The sequence below is a fragment of the Microbacterium sp. PMB16 genome (assembly GCF_051294855.1).
Taxonomy (GTDB): Bacteria; Actinomycetota; Actinomycetes; order Actinomycetales; family Microbacteriaceae; genus Microbacterium.
On record NZ_CP145908.1, the window covers coordinates 1,778,595 to 1,797,908 of the forward strand.

The 19,314-nt window shown below is 69.5% G+C and carries 18 protein-coding genes and 1 pseudogene; 10 read left to right on the forward strand and 9 right to left on the reverse strand.

Translation table 11 applies throughout. The features are described from left to right. Window positions 1-10 precede the first annotated feature (10 nt). On the forward strand, window positions 11-1,600 hold the full coding sequence (locus V5D55_RS08555; RefSeq protein ID WP_435748976.1) for a carboxyltransferase domain-containing protein: 1,590 nt from the start codon (window positions 11-13) through the stop codon (window positions 1,598-1,600). Then, window positions 1,597-3,306 carry an acetyl/propionyl/methylcrotonyl-CoA carboxylase subunit alpha gene (locus tag V5D55_RS08560; RefSeq protein ID WP_435748977.1) on the forward strand — a complete coding sequence of 570 codons (1,710 nt, stop codon included), beginning with the start codon at window positions 1,597-1,599 and terminating at the stop codon, window positions 3,304-3,306. The genes V5D55_RS08555 and V5D55_RS08560 overlap by 4 nt, the downstream gene beginning before the upstream one ends. Before the next feature lie 146 nt (window positions 3,307-3,452). Here the strand turns inward: V5D55_RS08560 and V5D55_RS08565 are convergent, their stop codons facing one another. Further along, the gene (locus tag V5D55_RS08565; RefSeq protein ID WP_435748978.1) at window positions 3,453-4,808 is read right to left on the reverse strand and encodes a uracil-xanthine permease family protein; all 1,356 of its coding nucleotides are present in this window, start codon (window positions 4,806-4,808) and stop codon (window positions 3,453-3,455) included. A 127-nt stretch (window positions 4,809-4,935) separates the two neighbouring features. Between V5D55_RS08565 and V5D55_RS08570 the strand changes: the two genes are divergently transcribed. After that, complete coding sequence (locus V5D55_RS08570; RefSeq protein WP_435748979.1) at window positions 4,936-5,199, forward strand: type II toxin-antitoxin system VapB family antitoxin; 264 nt, start codon at window positions 4,936-4,938, stop codon at window positions 5,197-5,199. Then, window positions 5,196-5,594, forward strand: a complete 399-nt coding sequence (locus V5D55_RS08575; RefSeq protein ID WP_435748980.1) for a type II toxin-antitoxin system VapC family toxin — start codon at window positions 5,196-5,198, stop codon at window positions 5,592-5,594. Before V5D55_RS08570 ends, V5D55_RS08575 begins: the two co-directional genes overlap by 4 nt. Window positions 5,595-5,616: 22 nt before the next feature. Here V5D55_RS08575 and V5D55_RS08580 read toward each other — a convergent pair whose 3' ends face one another. Next, window positions 5,617-6,504, reverse strand: coding sequence for a phosphoribosylaminoimidazolesuccinocarboxamide synthase (locus V5D55_RS08580; protein WP_435748981.1), 888 nt, complete (start codon window positions 6,502-6,504; stop codon window positions 5,617-5,619). 78 nt (window positions 6,505-6,582) lie between these two features. Between V5D55_RS08580 and V5D55_RS08585 the strand changes: the two genes are divergently transcribed. From V5D55_RS08585 to V5D55_RS08600, 4 genes are all read left to right on the forward strand, one after another. Then, complete coding sequence (locus V5D55_RS08585) at window positions 6,583-7,206, forward strand: PadR family transcriptional regulator (RefSeq protein WP_435748982.1); 624 nt, start codon at window positions 6,583-6,585, stop codon at window positions 7,204-7,206. Then, the gene (locus V5D55_RS08590; RefSeq protein ID WP_435748983.1) at window positions 7,203-8,750 is read left to right on the forward strand and encodes a DHA2 family efflux MFS transporter permease subunit; all 1,548 of its coding nucleotides are present in this window, start codon (window positions 7,203-7,205) and stop codon (window positions 8,748-8,750) included. Before V5D55_RS08585 ends, V5D55_RS08590 begins: the two co-directional genes overlap by 4 nt. A 165-nt stretch (window positions 8,751-8,915) precedes the next feature. Further along, window positions 8,916-10,385, forward strand: a complete 1,470-nt coding sequence (locus tag V5D55_RS08595; RefSeq protein WP_435748984.1) for an amino acid ABC transporter substrate-binding protein/permease — start codon at window positions 8,916-8,918, stop codon at window positions 10,383-10,385. Continuing rightward, window positions 10,382-11,110 (forward strand): amino acid ABC transporter ATP-binding protein, encoded by a 729-nt coding sequence (locus V5D55_RS08600; protein WP_435748985.1) that lies wholly within the window; start codon window positions 10,382-10,384, stop codon window positions 11,108-11,110. Before V5D55_RS08595 ends, V5D55_RS08600 begins: the two co-directional genes overlap by 4 nt. Before the next feature lie 143 nt (window positions 11,111-11,253). Here the strand turns inward: V5D55_RS08600 and V5D55_RS08605 are convergent, their stop codons facing one another. The 4 genes and pseudogenes from V5D55_RS08605 to V5D55_RS08620 form a co-directional block, all read right to left on the reverse strand. Then, window positions 11,254-12,600 carry an MFS transporter gene (locus tag V5D55_RS08605; protein ID WP_435748986.1) on the reverse strand — a complete coding sequence of 449 codons (1,347 nt, stop codon included), beginning with the start codon at window positions 12,598-12,600 and terminating at the stop codon, window positions 11,254-11,256. After that, window positions 12,597-13,067, reverse strand: a complete 471-nt coding sequence (locus V5D55_RS08610) for a winged helix-turn-helix transcriptional regulator (protein ID WP_435748987.1) — start codon at window positions 13,065-13,067, stop codon at window positions 12,597-12,599. The genes V5D55_RS08605 and V5D55_RS08610 overlap by 4 nt, the downstream gene beginning before the upstream one ends. 138 nt (window positions 13,068-13,205) lie before the next feature. Then, complete coding sequence (gene purD, locus V5D55_RS08615; protein ID WP_435748988.1) at window positions 13,206-14,483, reverse strand: phosphoribosylamine--glycine ligase; 1,278 nt, start codon at window positions 14,481-14,483, stop codon at window positions 13,206-13,208. Window positions 14,484-14,615: 132 nt separating this feature from the next. Beyond that, window positions 14,616-15,295 (reverse strand): annotated as a pseudogene (locus V5D55_RS08620) (NUDIX hydrolase). A 139-nt stretch (window positions 15,296-15,434) separates the two neighbouring features. Between V5D55_RS08620 and V5D55_RS08625 the strand changes: the two are divergent. Together V5D55_RS08625 and V5D55_RS08630 are read left to right on the forward strand one after the other, a co-directional pair. Then, window positions 15,435-15,806: a sterol carrier family protein gene (locus V5D55_RS08625; RefSeq protein WP_435748989.1), complete on the forward strand. Its 372-nt coding sequence runs from the start codon at window positions 15,435-15,437 to the stop codon at window positions 15,804-15,806. A gap of 17 nt (window positions 15,807-15,823) precedes the next feature. Then, a complete protein-coding gene (locus V5D55_RS08630) occupies window positions 15,824-16,201 on the forward strand; it encodes a hypothetical protein (RefSeq protein ID WP_435748990.1) in 378 nt (125 codons plus the stop codon). Between the two features lie 44 nt (window positions 16,202-16,245). Here V5D55_RS08630 and V5D55_RS08635 read toward each other — a convergent pair whose 3' ends face one another. From V5D55_RS08635 to V5D55_RS08645, 3 genes are read right to left on the reverse strand one after another with little or no spacing between them, the layout of a single operon-like run. Beyond that, complete coding sequence (locus V5D55_RS08635) at window positions 16,246-17,019, reverse strand: heme ABC transporter ATP-binding protein (protein WP_435748991.1); 774 nt, start codon at window positions 17,017-17,019, stop codon at window positions 16,246-16,248. Beyond that, on the reverse strand, window positions 17,016-18,089 hold the full coding sequence (locus V5D55_RS08640) for a FecCD family ABC transporter permease (protein ID WP_435748992.1): 1,074 nt from the start codon (window positions 18,087-18,089) through the stop codon (window positions 17,016-17,018). The genes V5D55_RS08635 and V5D55_RS08640 overlap by 4 nt, the downstream gene beginning before the upstream one ends. After that, entirely contained in the window at window positions 18,086-19,192 is a 1,107-nt protein-coding gene (locus V5D55_RS08645) for a heme/hemin ABC transporter substrate-binding protein (protein WP_435748993.1), read from the reverse strand. The genes V5D55_RS08640 and V5D55_RS08645 overlap by 4 nt, the downstream gene beginning before the upstream one ends. Between the last annotated feature and the right edge of the window lie 122 nt (window positions 19,193-19,314).

Here is a 19,314-nt window from a genome sequence, read left to right on the forward strand (position 1 = left end):
TCTCCGCCTGATGCGCATCCTCACAGCATCCGATCGCGCCCTTCTCGTCGAGGCCGCGGACCTCGACGAGGCCATGCGGCTGAATCTCGCGTGGGAGGGGGTGCCCGGCATCGTCGAGCGCATCCCGGGAGCCCGCACCGTGCTGGTGCGTTTCGATCCGCAGCGCGTGTCGGCCGCCGACCTCGCGATCGTACTGGCGTCGACCGAGGTGGACGGCGGCCACCTGCCACGCTCCGGACAGGTCACCGTTCCCGTGCAGTACGACGGGGAGGATCTCGCCGAGGCCGCGACCCTGCTCGGGGTCTCCTCGGACGAGCTCGTGAACCGTCACCTCGCCGCCGACTGGCAGGTCGCCTTCTCGGGATTCGCTCCCGGATTCGGGTACGTCGTGAGCGGCGATCCGCTGTTCGACGTGCCGCGGCGTTCCTCGCCCCGCACGCGGGTGCCCGCCGGTTCCGTCGCACTCGCCGGACCGTTCACCGGCGTGTATCCCCGCGAGAGCCCCGGCGGATGGCAGCTCATCGGACGTACTGATGCCGTGATGTGGGACATCGACCGCGACCCGCCGGCACTGCTGTCTCCCGGAGTGCGGGTGACGTTCGAGCGGGTCCGGGCGACGGCGCGGCTTGCGGAGAACGGAGACAGCCCGGGCGCGCAGCGGCGCGCCGCCGCCGGGCACGCCGTCCCGGACGCAGATCCCCTCGTCTCTCCGACCCGGCCCGCCGTCGAGGTGGTCCGGTCGTCGCTGCAGTTGCTGGTGCAGGATGCCGGTCGTCCTGGTTTCGCGGCGCTCGGAGTCTCGGCATCCGGAGTCGCCGACCGTCGGGCGATGCGCGACGCGAATCGGGCGGTGGGCAATCGGACCACGGCCGCCGTGCTCGAGAGCGTCGGCGGGATGGTGCTGCGCTTCCGCGGTGACGGCGTCGCTGCGGTCGCAGGAGCGCTCGGTTCGCTGCAGCTGACCGACGTCGACGGTGCCGCGCGACCGGTCGCGCAGGGAGAGCCCTTCGCCACGGTCGACGGCGACGAGCTGAGTCTCGGACACCCGGAGAGCGGGCTGCGGTACGTGATCGCCGTCCGCGGCGGACTGCGCGCGACACCCGCGCTGGGCAGTGGATCCAGCGACACGCTTGCCGGGCTCGGGCCGAAGCCACTGCAACCCGGCGACGTGATCGCGATCGGTGACGACGCTCCGCACTCCGTGGAGCCCGGTGCCGTGACTCGTGATCTCCCGGCATCCGGTGACGTCGTCGACCTGGAGATCACCCTCGGCCCGCGCGACGACTGGTTCACGCCCGCCGCGCTCGAGACCCTCACCGGTCAGGAGTGGACCGTCACCCCGCGGTCCGACCGTGTCGGCATCCGTCTCCAGGGCGACGCGCCGCTGGAACGGTCGATCTGCACGGAACTGCCCAGCGAGGGCGCTGTCACCGGCGCGATCCAGGTGCCGCCCGACGGCCAGCCGGTGCTGTTCCTGCCCGACCACCCCCTCACCGGTGGGTACCCGATCATCGGCGCCGTCACCGATCGGAGCCTCGACCTCGCCGGTCAGCTGGCCCCGGGGACGCGTCTTCGCTTCATCGTCAAGGAGACCTCATGACCAAGGTGCTGATCGCCAATCGCGGCGAGATCGCGGTGCGGATCATCCGCGCCTGCACAGAAGCCGGCTACACGTCGATCGCCGTCTACGCGGATCAGGATGCCGACGCCCTGCACGTACGACTCGCCGATGAGGCCGTCGGGCTGGGCGGAGACACCGCTGCGACGACCTACCTTTCCATCGACGCAGTGCTGGCCGCGGCGCGGCAGTCGGGAGCGGATGCCGTGCACCCCGGCTACGGCTTCCTCTCCGAGAGTGCGGAGTTCGCGCGAGCCGTGGAAGGCGCGGGGCTCGTGTGGATCGGTCCGTCGCCGGACAGCATCGATGCGCTGGGCGACAAGATGACCGCGCGCCGGATCGCACAGCGGGTCGGGGCTCCCTTGGCGGCCGGTACCGACGAACCGCTGGCCGGTCCGGAGGAGGCGGTGGCCTTCGCGGAGCAGCACGGACTCCCGATCGCGATCAAGGCCGCGTTCGGCGGTGGCGGGCGCGGGTTGAAGGTCGTGCACGAGCTGTCCGACGTCGCCGAGGCCTTCGACGCCGCCACCCGGGAGGCCATCGCGGCGTTCGGCCGTGGCGAGTGCTTCGTCGAGCGCTTCCTGGAGAGTCCGCGGCACATCGAGGTGCAGGTGCTCGGTGACGGGCTCGGCGGCATCGTGGTCGTGGGGGACCGGGACTGCTCGATGCAGCGTCGGAATCAGAAGCTCATCGAGGAGGCGCCGGCGCCGGGGCTGTCGGGCGAGCAGCGGGCGCGCTTCCACGATGCCGCGCGATCGATCTGCGCCGAGGTGCAGTATCGCGGCGCGGGCACGGTGGAGTTCCTCCTCGCCGCGGACGGCACGATCTCGTTCCTCGAGGTGAACACCCGGCTTCAGGTGGAGCATCCGGTCACCGAAGAGGTCACCGGAACCGACCTGGTGCGCGAGCAGTTCCGCATCGCTTTCGGCGAGGGGATGTCGATCTCCGAGACGCCTGTGCCCGTGGGGCACGCGTTCGAGTTCCGAATCAACGCCGAGGACCCCGGGCGCGGGTTCCTGCCCAGCCCCGGTCGTGTCGACGCGCTGCGGATCCCGGGCGGACCCGGCGTGCGCTGGGACAGCGGCATCGAGGCGGGCGACGTCGTGCAGCCGGCCTTCGACTCGATGATCGCGAAGCTCATCGTGCATGCGGACTCGCGTGACGCTGCTCTGGTGCGGGCGCGACGGGCACTGCGCGAGCTCGCGGTCGAGGGCCCGGCGACGGTGATCCCGTTCGACCGACGTGCGCTGGAAGACCGGGCATTCGCGACGGACACCTTCGCGGTGCACACGCAGTGGATCGAGCGCACGCTGCTGCCGAAGCTCGAGCCGCAGCTGCGACCGGACGCCGTGTCGGATGCCGGTCTGCAGCGCTTCCCGGTGGAGATCGACGGGCGTCGCGTCATGCTCGGTGTGCCCGCGGCTCTCCTGGCCGGACTCGGTCGGCCGGCGGATGGAGAGGCGCCCGCTGCATCCGACCCGACCGAGCTGCGCTCACCTGCCCCCGGCACGCTCGTGCGCTGGCTCGTCGACGACGGTGCGGACGTCGCGGAGGGCGACCCGGTCGCCGTGCTCGACGCGATGAAGATGGAGACCACGGTCGGCGCCCATCGCTCCGGCACGCTGTCGCAGCGAGCGGAGCTGTCTGCGATCGTCACAGCCGACGGAGTGCTCGCCGTCATCCGGTGAGCGCTGCGCCCGCGGGTGGTGCACAACTCAGCAAGAACTTCCCCAAACGGGCTGAAACGGGCTGCAACGGGCCTCGCGGACGAGTTTCGACGAATTCTTGCTGAGTTGTGCACCGCTGTCCGTGGTGCCGGACCGGGCGGGACGGCCTACGCCGGGTCGCCGCCCAGTGGGCCGACCGCCTCGAGCGGCTTCGGGTCGTCGGCGCCGGTCTTGCGGGCGCGGGCGATGAAGTTGCCGACGTGGTAGATCAGCAGGGCCGCGACGGTGCCGAGCACGATGCCGCCGAAGGCGAAGTCGCCGAGCTGCATCGAGAACCCGGCGATGCCGATCACGAGCGAGACCGCCGCGGTGTACTGGTTCACCGGGCGCGAGAAGTCCACGCGGCTGTCGACCCAGATCTTGATGCCGATGATGCCGATCAGGCCGTAGAGCGCGGTGGTCGCGCCGCCCAGCACGCCGGCCGGGATCGAGTTGAACACCTCGCCGACCTTGGGTGAGAACGCAAGCAGGATCGCGAACAGACCGGCGACCCAGTAGACCGCGGTCGAGTAGACGCGGGTCGCGGCCATCACGCCGATGTTCTCGCCGTAGGTCGTGGTGCCCGACCCGCCGAAGCCTCCGGCGATCGTGGTGGCGACACCATCGGCGATGAGCGCGCGGCCGGTGTGCTTGTTGATCTCGGGGTCTTCGGTCATCGTCGCGACGCCGCGCACGTGTCCGACGTTCTCGGCGATCAGCACGAGCACGACGGGGAGGAACATCGCGATGGTCGACCAGGTGCCCGGCTCGACGAAGTTCGGGAAGTCGAAGTGCGGCAGGCCGATCCAGGGCGCATCCGAGATCAGCTCGGCGGGCGTCTTGCCACCGCGCAGCTCGCTCGGGACGCTGAACGAGCCTGTGAACGCGGCGTAGACGAATCCGACTGCGACGCCGAGGAAGATCGAGATGCGGCCGAGGAAGCCGCGGAACAGCACGGCGAACACGATGATCGCGACGAGCGTGATGGTGGCGGTGACCGGGTCGATCTTGAAGTTGTTCCAGGCGGTCGGGGCGAGGTTGAACCCGATGAGCGCGACGATGGCACCGGCGACGACCGGGGGCATCAGAGCGTCGACCCAGCGGAGGCCGGCGAACTGCACGACCAGGCCGACGACCGTCAGGAGGATGCCGACGGCGACCACGCCCGCGAGGGCCGAGCCGGTGCCGCCGGCCGCGACGGCCGCCGTGATGGGGGCGATGAACGCGAACGAGGAGCCGAGGTAGCTGGGCAGCCGGTTCTTCGTGATCAGCAGGAAGATCAGCGTGCCGAGACCGCTGAAGAGCAGCGTCGTCGACACCGGGAAACCGGTCAGTGTGGGCACCAGGAACGTGGCACCGAACATCGCCACCACGTGCTGGGCGCCGATCGCGATGGTCGCGGGCCAGTTCAGACGTTCCTCAGGGGTGACGACGGCGCCGGCCTCGACCGTGCGGCCGTTTCCATGCAGCTTCCACAGGGCCATGCGGGCTCCTCAGTCTCGGGGGATGTCGCTCGGGGGATCGCGACAGCGCTGGAGCCACACTACCGATTCCTGAGTGTTGGCTGGGTGGCTTTCTACCATGGTAGACATCGAGGGTAGATTGGTAGACATGAGCCTCAACATCAAGAACGAGACGACGCATGCGCTGGTACGTCAGTTGGCCGAGCTCACCGGTCAGAGTCAGACGAGTGCCGTCGAGGATGCCGTGCGTCGGCGGATCGCGGAGCTCGAGGGGGCGAAGGAAGCCGAAGTCGAGCGCAAGCGTGCGGCGATCCGGGAGACCGTTCGGCGTTTTCGTGCTCTGAAGCCGATCGGACCGTCTATCGAGGAGATCATGGACGAGATGTATGACGAGAACGGCCTGCCCCGATGATCATCGATACGTCAGCGTTGATCGCGATCGTGAAGGATGAGCCAGAAGCCGAGGCTTTCGAGGAGTTGCTCGCGAATGTGGGTGGAGTCATCTCGGCGGGAACTCTCGCGGAAGCGTTGATCGTCGGCGGAGGATTCGCAGGTCCGGACGGAATGGCTGAGATCGAGACGATGCTGCGCAACGCGGGAACGACCGTCGTATCGGTCGATGAGACGCAGGCCCGGCTCGTCGGACGCGCCTACCTTCGATATGGCCGCGGCTCCGGCCACCCCGCACGCCTGAACTACGGCGACTGCTTCTCCTACGCGCTCGCGATCACCCGCGACGAGCCGCTGCTCTTCAAGGGCGACGACTTCATCCACACCGACGTGCGGCGCGTGCCTTCCGGTCGTTGAGCGAGCGGAGCGAGACGAAACGTCACGCCCCGAGGCGCTCGATCAGCTCGCGGTAGCGGTCGGCGGTGCGCTCGACGACATCCTCGGGAAGCAGCGGCGGCTCGCCCTGCTTGTCCCAGTTCGCGGCCAGCCAGTCCCGCACGATCTGCTTGTCGAAGCTCGCCATCCGCTCGCTCGGGGTGGAGCCCGACTCCCAGGCTTCGGCGTCCCAGTACCTCGACGAGTCGCTCGTGAGCACCTCGTCGGCGAGGCGCAGCACGCCGTCGGCATCCGTCCCGAACTCGAACTTGGTGTCGGCGAGGATCAGACCCTTCTCCTCTGCGATCGCTGCGGCGCGTGAGTAGAGCGCCAGCGACACGTCGCGCAGTTCGGCCGCGCGCGCGGAACCGACCAGCTCGACCGTCTTCTCGAAGGTGATGTTCTCGTCGTGCTCGCCCATCGGCGCCTTGTACGCCGGGGTGAACAGCGGCTCGGGCAGGCGGTCGCCGTTCTCGAGGCCCGCCGGCAGCGGGATGCCGCAGACCGTGCCGCTCTCCTGGTACTCGACCCATCCGGAGCCGGTGATGTAGCCGCGCACGACGCACTCGACGGGCAGCATCTCGAGCGACTGCGCCAGCATGGCGCGGTCGGCGACGGCATCCGGGATCTCGCCCGCGGCGAGATGGTTCGGCGTGTCGGAGAGCTGTGCGAACCACCAGCGGCTCAGGCGGGTGAGCAGCGCGCCCTTCTGCGGGATGCCGGGGGAGAGCACGAAGTCGAACGCGCTCACGCGGTCGGACGCCACGACGAGGATGCGCGTGTCCTCGGCATCCTCCGAGGCGTACAGGTCGCGGACCTTGCCCGAGTAGATGTGCCGCCAGCCGGGAATGACCAGTGCCGTGCCTTCTGAAGAGGTGCTCACCCGCTCCATCATTCCAGAGCGCGCGGGCGGCCTTGGTCTCCGAGTCGCGACGGGTGTATAGTCCATGTGGACTAATCGAGGTGGAACATGAAGGATGCCGTGGATCGGCTCACACCTATGGGGGTGATGGTGCTCGCGCTGCTGCGCGAATCCGACATGCACCCCTATGAGATGGCGCGCCTGCTGCGCGTGCGCCGCGACGACCGTCTGCTCACGATCACGACGGGCACGCTCTATCACACGGTCTCGCGGTTGCAGCGGGCAGGACTCGTCGACGAGGTCGGCATCGATCGCGACGGCAACCGTCCCGAGCGGACGACATACACGCTCACGGATGCCGGACGCGACGCCGTCGTCGCGTGGGTGCGACGCGAGATCGCACGGATCGATCGACCTGCCGAGTTCCGCATCGCCCTCGCGGAGTCACACAACCTCGAACGCGAGGAATTCATCGAGCTGCTGCGCGTCCGCCGCTCTGGCCTGCGCGACGACCACGCGGCGCACCGAGATGGACTGCGCAGGTCCGCGGACGAAGGAGTCCCCGCGCAGGTGCTCGTCGAAGTGGAGCGTCAGGAGGCGCTCCTCGACGCCGAGATCCGATGGCTCGACACCCTCCTCGCACGCCTCGAAGCCGACAGCATCCCCTGGGGTCCGTCGGCGTTCACCGACTCCGACCGCTACCTCGCTCAGCGAAAGGCTGCACAGCAATGACCGAATCACGCCAGGCGACGGGTCCCGGCACGGGGACGTTCGCCGCAGGTCACCGACCGAAGAGCCCCTGGCCCGCCCTCTGGGCGCTCGTCATCGGGTTCTTCATGATCCTCGTCGACACCACGATCGTCTCGGTCGCGAACCCCGCGATCAAGGCCGCGCTCGACCCCGACACCAACAACCTCGACAACGTGGTGTGGGTCACCAGCGCCTACCTCCTCGCCTACGCGGTGCCGCTGCTCATCACCGGGCGCCTCGGTGACCGCTTCGGCCCCAAGAACATCTACCTGATCGGCCTCGCGGTCTTCACCCTCGCCTCGCTCTGGTGCGGTCTGTCGAACTCGCTCGAGGGCCTGATCGTCGCCCGCGCGGTGCAGGGTCTCGGCGCCGCGTTCATGACGCCGCAGACGATGGCGGTCATCACCCGCACCTTCCCGCCGGATCGCCGCGGCGCGGCCATGGGCCTCTGGGGTGCCACCGCCGGTGTGGCGACGCTCGTCGGTCCGCTGCTCGGCGGCGTGCTCGTCGACAGCCTCGGGTGGGAGTGGATCTTCTTCGTCAACCTGCCCGTCGGTGTGATCGCCTTCGTCGCCGCGTGGATCCTCGTGCCGAAGCTGCAGACGCATCCGCACCGCTTCGACATCCTCGGCGTGATCCTCAGCGCCGTCGCGATCTTCCTGGTCGTGTTCGGCCTGCAGGAAGGCGAGAAGTACGACTGGGGCGTCATCTGGGGCCCGATCTCGGTCTGGGGCCTGATCGTCGCCGGCCTCGTCGTGCTCGCGCTGTTCATCGTGCAGCAGTGGAAGACCACGAGCGAGGCTCTCGTGCCCCTCGCGCTGTTCCGCGATCGCAACTTCGCCGGCGCGAACATCGCGATCGCCACGGTCGGCTTCGCCGTGACGAGCATGTCGCTGCCGCTGATGTTCTTCTTGCAGATCGCACGGGGGCTCACGCCCACACAGGCCGCGCTGCTGATGATCCCGATGGCCGTGTTCTCCGGTGTGCTCGCGCCGCTCGCGGGGAAGATCCTCGACCGCACCGATCCGCGACTGATCCTCATCCCCGGCCTGATCGCGTTCGGCGCGGCGCTGGTCTGGTACTCCTCGCTGGTCAACATGGACAGCGAGATCTGGATGTTCCTGTTCCCGTCCGCGCTGCTCGGCATCGGCAGCGCCGGCATGTGGGGTCCGCTCGCGACCACCGCGACCCGGATGCTCCCGATGCGTCAGGCCGGCGCCGGCGCAGGCATCTACAACACCACCCGCACCATCGGCTCGGTGATCGGCTCGGCGGCGATCGCGACCTTCATGCAGGCGCGGCTCGAAGCGAACCTCCCCGGGATGGGCGATGCCGCGGGATCGATCGGCTCGGGCGGGGAGTTGCCGGCCGCCGTCGCCGAGGGCTTCTCCGCAGGGATGTCGCAGGCCATCCTGCTGCCGGCGTGCGTGATCGTGATCGGACTCGTCGCTTCGCTCTTCCTCCGTGGTGCCCCGCACCAGAGGTCCGCGAAGGCCGACGCCCCGGCATCCGTCCCCGCCGAATAGCTCCCGTCGCGAAAACGCACCCATCCGTCCGTCGGAAGGGTGCGTTCTCGCGACCCGAGCGTGGGTTTCGTCGGCAGAGGAGCGCGGCGCTGTGAACGGCTGCCCGTTAGGGTGGATGCTCGGCGGCTGTCCGGTCGCATCGTCCGATCCCGAGGAGCATCCGTCGTGATCCCCACTCCCTCTGCGCGCCTGCGCCGATTCGGTCGCACCGCCGGCGCGACGGCGCTGGCCGCCTTCGTCGCCATCGGCGCTCTGCTCGGCGGAACATCTGCCGCGGTCGCCGCCGACGACACCGAGTCGTACATCATCGGCACCGACACGACGTTCGCGCCGTTCGAGTTCACCAACGCCGACGGCGAGCTCGTCGGCATCGACATGGACCTGCTCCGCGCGATCGCGAAGGATCAGGGCTTCGAGGTCGAGATCCGTCAGCTCGGATTCGACGCGGCCCTGCAGGCCCTCCAGTCGAACCAGGTGGATGCCGTCATGGCGGGCATGTCGATCACCGATGAGCGCAAGCAGACCTTCGACTTCAGTGACCCGTACTTCACCAGCGGCATCCAGCTCGGGGTGCTCGAGGCCAGCGACATCCAGTCCCTCGACGACCTCGACGGCAAGAAGGTCGCGGTCAAGACCGGCACCCAGGGACAGACCTTCGCCGAGGAGAACCAGGACGAGTACGGCTTCACCATCACGCCCTACTCCGACACCACCGACATGGTGGATGCCGTCAAGGCCGGCCAGGCCGTCGGATACTTCGAGGACTTCCCGGTGCTGGCGTACGGCATCCAGCAGGGTTCCGGCTTCCGCCTGATCGGCCAGCCCGAGCTCGGCGGCGAGTATGGATTCGCGGTCAACAAGGGGATGAACCCCGAGCTGATCGAGATGTTCAACGAGGGCCTCGCGAACCTGAAGGACTCGGGCGAGTACGACGAGATCGTCGACACCTACCTCAGCGCGGGCGAGACGTCGACGCAGCCGACCGACATCATCTCGGTCGCGGTGAAGTACTGGCCGGCTTTGATGAGCGGACTGTGGCTGACGATCCTCGCGACGCTGGTCGCGCTGGTCGCCTCGTTCATCCTCGGCATCGTGTTCGGCTTCGGCCGCATCTCGAAGTTCCTGCCGTTCCGCTGGCTCGCGACCGCCTACGTGTTCGTGTTCCGCGGCACCCCGATCCTGGTGCAGGCGTTCTTCGTGTTCTTCGCCGTGCCGCAGCTGTTCCCGGGACTGCAGTTCAACCCGTTCGTCGCCGGCGCGATCACGCTCTCGCTCAACACGGGTGCGTACATGACCGAGATCATCCGCGGCGGCATCCAGGCGGTCGATCCCGGGCAGAACGAGGCCTCGCGCTCGCTCGGCCTCGGCCACTGGAAGACCATGCAGAAGGTCGTGCTGCCGCAGGCGTTCCGCATCATGATCCCGTCGTTCGTGAACCAGGGCATCATCACCCTCAAGGACACGTCGCTGATCAGCGTCATCGGACTCGCGGAGCTGACGTTCCAGTCGCGACAGATCATCGCCTCCACGTACCTGTCGGCGCAGGTGCTGACGATCGTCGCCATCATCTACTTCGTCGTGATCACGCTGCTGACGCTGCTCGCGAACCGCCTGGAGAGGAAGTTCAACGCATGAGCAAGATCGACGTGCAGAACCTGCACAAGTCCTTCGGCAACAACGAGGTGCTCAAGGGCATCGACCTCACGGTGGAGGATGGCGAGGTCGTCGCGGTCATCGGTCCGTCGGGCTCCGGGAAGTCGACTCTGCTGCGCTGCCTCAACAAGCTCGAGGAGCCCACGTCGGGCAAGGTCGTCATCGACGGCGTCGACCTCACGGACAAGAGCGTGAAGCTCGACGAGGTGCGTCAGCGCATCGGCATGGTGTTCCAGCACTTCAACCTCTTCCCGCACATGACGGTGGTCGAGAACATCACGCTCGCGCCGATCGAGCTCGGCAAGCTCTCCAAGGCCGACGCGCGCACCAGAGCCCTGGCTCTGCTCGAGCGCGTCGGACTCTCGGAGAAGGCCGATGCGAAGCCGGCATCCCTCTCCGGTGGGCAGAAGCAGCGCGTCGCCATCGCCCGCGCGCTGGCGATGGACCCGGAGATCATGCTCTTCGACGAGGCCACGAGCGCCCTCGACCCCGAGATGGTCGGGGAGGTGCTGCAGGTCATCCGCGACCTGGCCTCCGGCGGCATGACGATGGTCCTGGTGACGCACGAGATGGGCTTCGCCCGTGAGGTCTCCGGTCGCACGGTCTTCATGGATGGCGGCGTCGTTGTCGAGGAGGCTCCGCCCGCCGAGCTGTTCGGCGACCCGAAGAACGAGCGCCTGAAGGACTTCCTCTCCAAGGTGCTCTGACCCCGGGTCTCGGGGTGCCGAGCACGCCCCGTCGGTGCTCCACGTGCACGACTTCGGAGATCGGACACGACGCGCCGCTGATCGGCCTCGGGTGCCCGTGTGTCGCCCCCGACCTCCGAAGTTGTGCAGGGCGAGTGAGTGGCTCAGTCGGCGAGGGGCTGCGCGGGCGCGACGGCGGGATCGGATGCTGACGCACGAGGCCCGTGCCGGCGGATCGTCGCACTGACCAGTGCTGCGACCGCGCACAACCCGGCGGCGGCGAACCACGCGAACGTGTACTGCCCTGTGTGATCGCGGATGATCCCGGCGAGGATCGAGGCGATGCCGGCGCCGATCTGATGCGCGGCGAACACCCAGCCGAACACGAGCGGCCCCTTGTCGCCGAAGACCTCGCGGCACAGGGCGATCGTCGGCGGCACCGTGGCGACCCAGTCGAGCCCGTAGATCACGATGAACACCACGATGCTCGGCTGCACCTCGGCCGACAGCAGACTCGGCAGGAACAGCAGGCTCACGCCGCGCAGGGCGTAGTAGGCCGCGAGGAGGATGCGCGGGTTCACCCGGTCGGTGAGCCATCCCGAGAAGACGGTGCCGGCGATGTCGAAGATCCCGACCACCGCGAGCAGACCGGCGGCGGTCGTGGTCGGCATCCCGTGGTCGTGGGCGCTGGGGATGAAATGCGTGCCGATCAGGCCGTTCGTGGTCGCGCCGCAGATGGCGAACCCGATCGCGAGCGCCCAGAACGTCCTGGTGCGCGCGGCTTCGCGCAGCGTCGTGATCGCCAGGCGCGCAGCGCCCCAGGCCGAACCGCGCGGTGTCGGCGTCGGGGCGGCGTACGGCTCGGTCTCGCCGTAGCGGGTGACGCCGAGGTCGCTCGGGCGGTTGCGCAGGAAGATCCAGACGAGGGGTGCGACCGCGAGCGCTCCTCCGGCGATGATGAAGGATGCTCCGCGCCAGCCGATCTCCTCGGCCGCGGCCGCGATCACCGGCAGGAAGATGAGCTGTCCGGTCGCGCTGCCGGCCGTGAGCACGCCCGAGACGAGCCCGCGGCGGGTTGAGAACCACGTGTCGGTGATGGTCGCGGCGAACACCAGGGCCATCGATCCGGTGCCGAGTCCGATCAGCACGCCCCAGGTCAGGATCAGCTGCCCCGGTGTCGCGACGAGCACGCTCAGCGCCGCACCCGCGCCGATCACGAACAGTGCGACGACGGTCACCGCACGGATGCCGAATCGCTGCATCAGCGCCGCGGCGAAGGGCGCGATCAGGCCGTAGAGCAGCAGGTTGATCGAGACCGCGAGCGACAGCTCGGCTGTCGTCCAGCCGAACTCCTCCTCCAGGGGCACCATGAGCACGCCCGGCGCGGCGCGGAAGCCGGCAGCGCCGATCAGCGCGATGAGCGCGACCAGCGCGACGGTCCAGGCGGGGTGCAAGCGGCGCGGACGGGCGGCGGGCAACCGAGTGGGCTCCTCGACCGATTCGGCGGTCATGCCCCGGCTCCGGAGAGAGCGAAGGGGGTGCCGCCCATGCTGCGTCGGGCCCAGAGGGTGCTGTCGGCGTCGAGCGGGGCGGCGCACGACGGGCACCAGTCGACGGATGCCGCCGGCTCGCCGCACCGGCCGCACGTCACGGTCAGCCCGAACTCGTCATCGGGGTCGGTGACCCGGCTGAAGCGGGCGTAGGCGTGCAGGATCGGCAGCGTCTCGCGTCCGGCATCCGTCAGGCGATAGCCCGCGCGCGGCTCGCCGCTGCGGGCGAGCAGCCCGGCATCGATCATCGAGCTCAGTCGGCGGGCGAGCACCGAGTCGGCGGCGCCGGTCGCGTCGCGCAGCTGGTCGAACCGGCTGCGGCCCGAGAACAGCTCGCGCAGGATGACCAGCACCCAGGGGTCGGCGAGCACATCGGCGGAGCGGGCGATCGGGCAGGTCGTCGACGACCAGTCGGAGCGGAGCGGCATCCGCCCACTTTCTTGAAGAAAGCTGGCGAAGTCAAGCGTGCAGGGTGCGGAATTCGGAAGATGGCAGGAATCTCGGATGATTCGGCAGGAATCCTCCGAGAAACGACGGATCGCGCGAATCGCGACCGGGTTGCGCCGCTACTCCGCGACGCGCGCCGCGATGTCGGTGCGGTGGTGCGAGCCGTCGAGGCCGATGCGCCCGATCGCGTCGTATGCGCGGTCGCGCGCGGTGCGGAAGTCGGATGCCACGGCGACCACGCTCAGCACCCGCCCACCCGACGCGACGAGCGAGCCGCCTGGCGCGTCCGGACTGGCGGTCGCCGCGTGCGCGAGGTGCACGCCCTCGACGGCTGCGGCATCCGCCAATCCCTCGATGGGGCGCCCGGTCTGCGGCGCCTCCGGGTACCCCTCGCTCGCCAGCACCACCGTGATCGCGACGTCATCGCGGAAGACGGGTTCCGGCTGGTCTTCCAGAGTGCCGGATGCCGCGGCGAACAGCAGCTCGGACAGCGGGGTCACCAGCCGCGGCAGCACCACCTGCGTCTCGGGGTCGCCGAAGCGCGCGTTGAACTCGATCACGCGGATGCCCGCGGGCGTGAGGATCAGGCCCGCGTAGAGGAGGCCGATGAACGGGGTGCCCTCTCCGTCGAGCTGACGGATCACCGGAAGGGCGACGTCGCGGGTGACCTCGTCGACGAAGGCCTGCTCGCTGCCGAACTGATCGGCCAGCCATGGCAGCGGGGAGTATGCGCCCATGCCGCCCGTGTTGGGACCGGCATCGCCGTCGAGTGCCCGCTTGAAGTCCTGCGCGGGGCTGAGCGCGCGCACGGTGTCGCCGTCGCTCAGGAAGAACAGCGAGACCTCGGGGCCGGAGAGGAACTCCTCGATCAGCACCGGACCCGCCGGGAGGTAGTGCTCGGCATGCGCGAGTGCTTCGGCGCGGTCGGATGTGACGATGACGCCCTTGCCCGCGGCGAGGCCATCAGCCTTGACGACATAGGGGGCGCCGAGCTCGTCGAACGCGGCCTCGACCTCGGCGACCGTCGCCGCACGCACAGCACGACCGGTCGGCACGCCCGCGGCATCCATCACACGCTTCGCGAACGACTTCGAACCCTCGAGCTGCGCCGCGGCCTTGCCCGGGCCGAACACCGGGATGCCGTGCTCGCGCAGGGCGTCGGCGACACCGGCGACGAGCGGCGCCTCGGGGCCGACCACGACGAGGTTGATCCCGTGCTCGTTCGAGAACGCGGTCACCGCCGCGCCATCGAGCGGATCGACCGAGACGGGGGTGGCGTCCTGCGCGATGCCGGCGTTGCCGGGGGAGACGAAGATCTCGTGCTCCGCCTGCTCTGCCCGCAGAGCGAGGATGATCGCGTGCTCACGGGCACCGGAACCGAGGACGAGAATCTTCACCGGTCCAGCCTACTGAGGGTGGCGCCGCGGATTTCGGTGCATAACTCCTCCAGAAAGTGGCCGACCGGGCCCGAAAGCGGGCTTTCGACAGCGGTTGGTCACGGATTGGAGGAGTTGTTCACCGCTCCCGGGTCAGAGTTCGATCGGACGCTCGACCGATTCGTCCCAGGGCACCGTCCAGCCGGCCGCCGTGAAGAGCGCGTCGAGCACCATGGCGGTGAAACCCCACACGATCGTGCCGTCGACGTCGAAGGCCGGCCCTTGAACGTCTGACCGAGCCGGTGCAGCGTCGAGGTGAACCGCGTCTCGGGATCGAGCAGCTGCGCGACCGGCACCCGGAACACCTCGACGGTCTCGGCGTGATCGACCGCGACGACCCGGGACGGCGACCGCCACCATGCCAGCACCGGGGTGACGAGGTGGTTGCTCGCGGCCAGCGGGATCTCCGGCAGAGTCGCGAGGATCTCGACGCCGGCCGGGTCGAGCCCCGTCTCCTCCTCGGCCTCGCGGAGCGCGGTGGCCACAGCATCAGCATCCGTCGATTCGCTGCGCCCGCCGGGGAACGACACCTGCCCGGGGTGCGAGGAGAGCGTCGGAGCGCGGCGCTGCAGCAGCACATCGAGGTCGGCGGCCACGGTCAGGTCGTCGCTCTCGGCGGGGATGCTGTCGAGGCGGCCGAACAGGATCAGGACGGATGCCGGATGGGCGCCGTCGAACACGGCCGGGAATCCCCGCGTCCACCCGTCGCTGCGCTGCGCGGTTGCGAGCAGCTCGGCGCGGGCGCCATGCAGGGTGTCGGGATCGGGGCTCATCGACTCGAGCCTATGCCCGCTGACGGGCGCGGGGCTCGGCCTTTCGCGCTTCGCACGGCCGGATTCGCGGTATCCGTCCTTGTGAAGCGCGAATGTCCTTGCGGGGCGCACGCGCGACCGGCCGCGTACCCTGGATCGCATGCCCTCCCGCAGGATCGATACGATCGCCGGCCGCTCGGCCCTCGACGCCGTGCGGAAGGCGGATGCCGCGGGCGAGAAGCCGCAGCGGACCGATCTCGCCACCGCCGTGCGATACCTCTTGCAGCTGCTCGACGAGAAGGCCCCGGGCAACAGCGTCGAGGTGCGGGTGCCGCCGTTCGGCGCCGTGCAGGTCATCCAGGGTCCGCGGCACACCCGCGGCACTCCGCCGAACGTCGTGGAGATGGATGCCGCGACCTGGATCGCCGTGTCGACGGGCGAGGAGGCGTGGGAGGATGCCGCGACTGCCGGCCGCATCCACGCGTCCGGCACGCGGGCCGACCTGTTCGGCGTCCTGCCGTTGCGGCCGTAGACGACGAAGGGACCGCGATGGGAAAGCGCAAGACGCCCGAGCAGATCGCCGATGAGGAGCGCCGCTACGCGCTGGCGCGTGCTGCGCGGACGCCCGACGACTTCGCCCTGCTCGCGATCGACCCGAACCAGGGGATCCGCGCGGTCGCGGCGATGAACCCGGCCGCGGACGAAGCAGCTCTGGCCCGCTTCGCGCAGGACCGCTTCTGGGGCGTGCGGATCGAGGTCGCGAAGCACGCCAACGTGACGAGGGGCATTCTGCTCGAGCTCCTCGAGTTCGATCCACCCCGGCGCGGGGTGGTGCATCACGCGGCGAAGGAACGGCTGATCGCCGAGGGTGTCGCGTTCGACGACGACGGGCTCCCTCTCGTCGGCGACGGGCTGCCGGGCGTCTGAGCCCGGGTGTCTGAGCCCGGCCGGACGCGACTTCGAGACCGGATTCAGCGCCGAGCCACCACCAGCGGAACCCCCGTGACCGGGTGCGGGAAGACGTCGACCGCCTGACCGTAGACCTCCTCGATGCGCGGCGCGGTGAGCACCTCGGCCGGCGGCCCGGACGCCACCACGCATCCGTCCGACAGCAGCGTCACGCGGTCGGCGTGTGCGAGTGCGGCGTTCAGATCGTGCAGCACGATCGCGACGGCCACGCCGGCATCCGCCCTGGCCCTGATCAGACGCATGACGTCTTCGTGATGCTTGAGGTCGAGCGCCGCGGTCGGCTCGTCGAGCAGCAGGATGCCGGTGCTCTGCGCGATCACCCTGGCAAGGGCGACGCGGGCGCGCTCGCCGCCCGACAGCGACGTCACCGCACGGGCCGACAGCGCGGTCACCTCGGTCTGCTCCATCGCCGATGCCACCACGACGTCGTCGTCGTCCGCAGCGGGTGTGCGCGCCCAGGGTGCGCGTCCCATGCGCACGACCTGTTCGGCGCTGAACGGGAACGTGACCGTGTTCTCCTGCAGGAGCACGGCCCGCTGCTGGGCGAGGGCCCGGGCGCGCACGCCACCGATCCGCCGCCCGTCGATCTCGACCGTGCCCTCCTGGGCGGCGACATCGCCCGCGAGCACGCCGAACAGCGTGGTCTTGCCCGCGCCGTTCGGGCCGACCAGTGCGTGGATCTCTCCGTCGTGGATCTCGATCGATGCGTCCTCGAGAATCGCGCGCCCTTCGCTGACCCGCACGGTGAGGCCGTCGCCGCGCAGGCGCACGGTCATGCCCAGCCCCCCGAGCGGCGACGCGTGCGCACGAGCAGCCACAGGAAGAACGGCCCGCCCACGAGAGACGTGATCATGCCGATCGGCAGGTCGGCCAGCGGCACGGCGGTGCGGGCGACGAGGTCGGCGACGGCGATGAGCAGGGCTCCACCGAGTGCCGAGGCGATGACGAGCGGCAGGTGCGCCGGTCCGATGAGCATGCGCATCAGGTGCGGTACGACGAGGCCGGCGAACCCGATGATCCCGGCGAACGCGACGGCCGCACAGACGAGGATCGCGACCGTGACGATCACGACCATCCGCAGCAGTTCGACGTTCAGTCCGAGGTGCCGGGCGGTGCGCTCGCCGAGGGCGAAGAGGTCGAGGCTCGGTGCGACGATCAGGGCCGCGACGACGCCGACGGCGACCAGCGGCGCGACCAGGTGGATGTTCTGCCACAGAGCGCCGTTGAGCGATCCCAGCTGCCAGAACACGATCTGCTCGCGCGTCGACGTCGAGCCGAGGAACGTGAAGAACGCCATGCCCGCTCCGGCGATGGCGTTGATCGCGATGCCGGTGAGGAGCAGCGTCACGACCTCGGTGCGTCCTCCGGAGCGGCTGATGAAGTAGACGGAGAGCACGGCGATCAGCCCGCCCAGGAATGCGAAGGCCGGGGTGGTCCACATCCCGAACGTCGCGAGTCCGAAGGTGATGCTCGCCGCCGCGCCGAGCGCCGCGCCGGAGGAGACGCCGACGACTCCGGCATCCGCCAGCGGGTTGCCGAAGATCGCCTGCATGAGCACGCCCGAGACGGCCAGCGCCGCCCCGACGAGGAGCCCGAGCACGAGCCGCGGCATCCGCAGATTGTTGATCACGCCGTAGTCGGTCGACGCGGTCGGCGCCCAGGCGGTGTCGATGCCGATGCCCTTGAGCAGCACTCCGACGAGGGCGGATGGCGACAGGTCGTACTGGCCGCTCGTGATCGATGCGACGCACGTGATCGCGAGCGCGACGAGCAGGCCGCCCGTCACCAGAGTGAAACGCAGGCCGCGATGCCGGGTGGGTGTCGAGGTGACGACCTCTGACGTCACTTCGCGGTCTCGGGGGCGTACAGGGCGCGGGCGAGCGCGCTGATGACGTCGGCGGTGCGCGGTCCGAAGCTGAGGATCTCGCTGTCGGCCATATCGATCACGCGGCGGTTCGCCCCGGCCGGCGTCTCGGCGACGGCCGGGATCCGCTCGATGAGACCGTCGATGCCGCCGACCGATTCGAGGCCGTCGGTCATCATCACGAGCACGTCAGGGCGTGCGGCGACGAGGGCTTCGGCGGTCATCGGCTTCATGCCCTCCCAGCCGATCTCGCCTGCGACGTCGATGCCGCCGACCGCGTCGATGAGGGAGTCCGCTCCGGAGTCCTCGCCGAAGATGTAGTAGACGTTGGCGCTGCCGCGCACGTAGAGGAACAGCATGCGCGCGCGGTCTTCCTCGGCCGGAGGGACCACTTCGGCGATCTCGGCGAGGGCGGTCGCGACGCCCGCGTCCAGTCGCTCGATGAGTGCCTTGCCGCGACTCGGGACGCCGAGCGCAGCCGCGATCTCGGTGACGAGCGCGTCGGTCGTGTCGAGGCGGCGGTCGCTGGAGATCACGACCACGGCGATGCCGGCATCCCGCAGCTGCTGGCGGATCTCCTTCGGGCCGATCGTGGTGTCGGTCAGGATCACGGTCGGTGCCAACTCGAGGATGGCCTCCGCGTTGAGGGAATGGCCGCTCTTCGTGACGACGGGCAGGTCTTCGGTTCCTGCGAAGCCGGTGGAGGAGTCGCGGCCGACGACCTGATCGCCGAGCCCGAGAGCGAACACGGTCGAGGCGATGGTGCCGGAGATGTCGATCGGCAGGATGCGATCGACATCGGCGATCTCGATCTCCCTGCCCTCGCTGTCGGTCACCGACACGGGGAGCTTCGGGGCAGTGTCGTCGTCGACGGGCTCGATCGCGTGGCTCGACAGGCAGGCCGTGGACCCGCCCGTCACTTTCCGCACGTCGTCGACGACGTCGAGGGAGGCCAGGGGAACGGATGCCTGGGGGCACGCGTCCGCCGGTTCGGAGGCCGGCGCTGCGGTCGCGCCCGGCTGCGCGCAGGCCGCGAGTCCCAGAGCGAGACCGGCGGCGAGGAGGAGAGCGAGAGCGCGACGCATAAGGCAAGGCTAACCTAAAACTTGACGCCTCTCGGCTGGGCGCTCTACGCTCGGGACCATCGGCTTGTTAGCTAAGCCTAACCAATCCCCATCCCTTCGCCCGACTGCATTGCGGCACCGCC

Coding starts and splice junctions, on each gene's coding strand:
- V5D55_RS08555 (WP_435748976.1), top strand. CDS start 11: ATGCGCATCCTCACAGCATCCGATCGCGCCCTTCTCGTCGAGGCCGCG.
- V5D55_RS08560 (WP_435748977.1), top strand. CDS start 1,597: ATGACCAAGGTGCTGATCGCCAATCGCGGCGAGATCGCGGTGCGGATC.
- V5D55_RS08565 (WP_435748978.1), bottom strand. CDS start 4,808: ATGGCCCTGTGGAAGCTGCATGGAAACGGCCGCACGGTCGAGGCCGGC.
- V5D55_RS08570 (WP_435748979.1), top strand. CDS start 4,936: ATGAGCCTCAACATCAAGAACGAGACGACGCATGCGCTGGTACGTCAG.
- V5D55_RS08575 (WP_435748980.1), top strand. CDS start 5,196: ATGATCATCGATACGTCAGCGTTGATCGCGATCGTGAAGGATGAGCCA.
- V5D55_RS08580 (WP_435748981.1), bottom strand. CDS start 6,504: ATGGAGCGGGTGAGCACCTCTTCAGAAGGCACGGCACTGGTCATTCCC.
- V5D55_RS08585 (WP_435748982.1), top strand. CDS start 6,583: ATGAAGGATGCCGTGGATCGGCTCACACCTATGGGGGTGATGGTGCTC.
- V5D55_RS08590 (WP_435748983.1), top strand. CDS start 7,203: ATGACCGAATCACGCCAGGCGACGGGTCCCGGCACGGGGACGTTCGCC.
- V5D55_RS08600 (WP_435748985.1), top strand. CDS start 10,382: ATGAGCAAGATCGACGTGCAGAACCTGCACAAGTCCTTCGGCAACAAC.
- V5D55_RS08605 (WP_435748986.1), bottom strand. CDS start 12,600: ATGACCGCCGAATCGGTCGAGGAGCCCACTCGGTTGCCCGCCGCCCGT.
- V5D55_RS08610 (WP_435748987.1), bottom strand. CDS start 13,067: ATGCCGCTCCGCTCCGACTGGTCGTCGACGACCTGCCCGATCGCCCGC.
- V5D55_RS08625 (WP_435748989.1), top strand. CDS start 15,435: ATGCCCTCCCGCAGGATCGATACGATCGCCGGCCGCTCGGCCCTCGAC.
- V5D55_RS08630 (WP_435748990.1), top strand. CDS start 15,824: ATGGGAAAGCGCAAGACGCCCGAGCAGATCGCCGATGAGGAGCGCCGC.
- V5D55_RS08635 (WP_435748991.1), bottom strand. CDS start 17,019: ATGACCGTGCGCCTGCGCGGCGACGGCCTCACCGTGCGGGTCAGCGAA.
- V5D55_RS08645 (WP_435748993.1), bottom strand. CDS start 19,192: ATGCGTCGCGCTCTCGCTCTCCTCCTCGCCGCCGGTCTCGCTCTGGGA.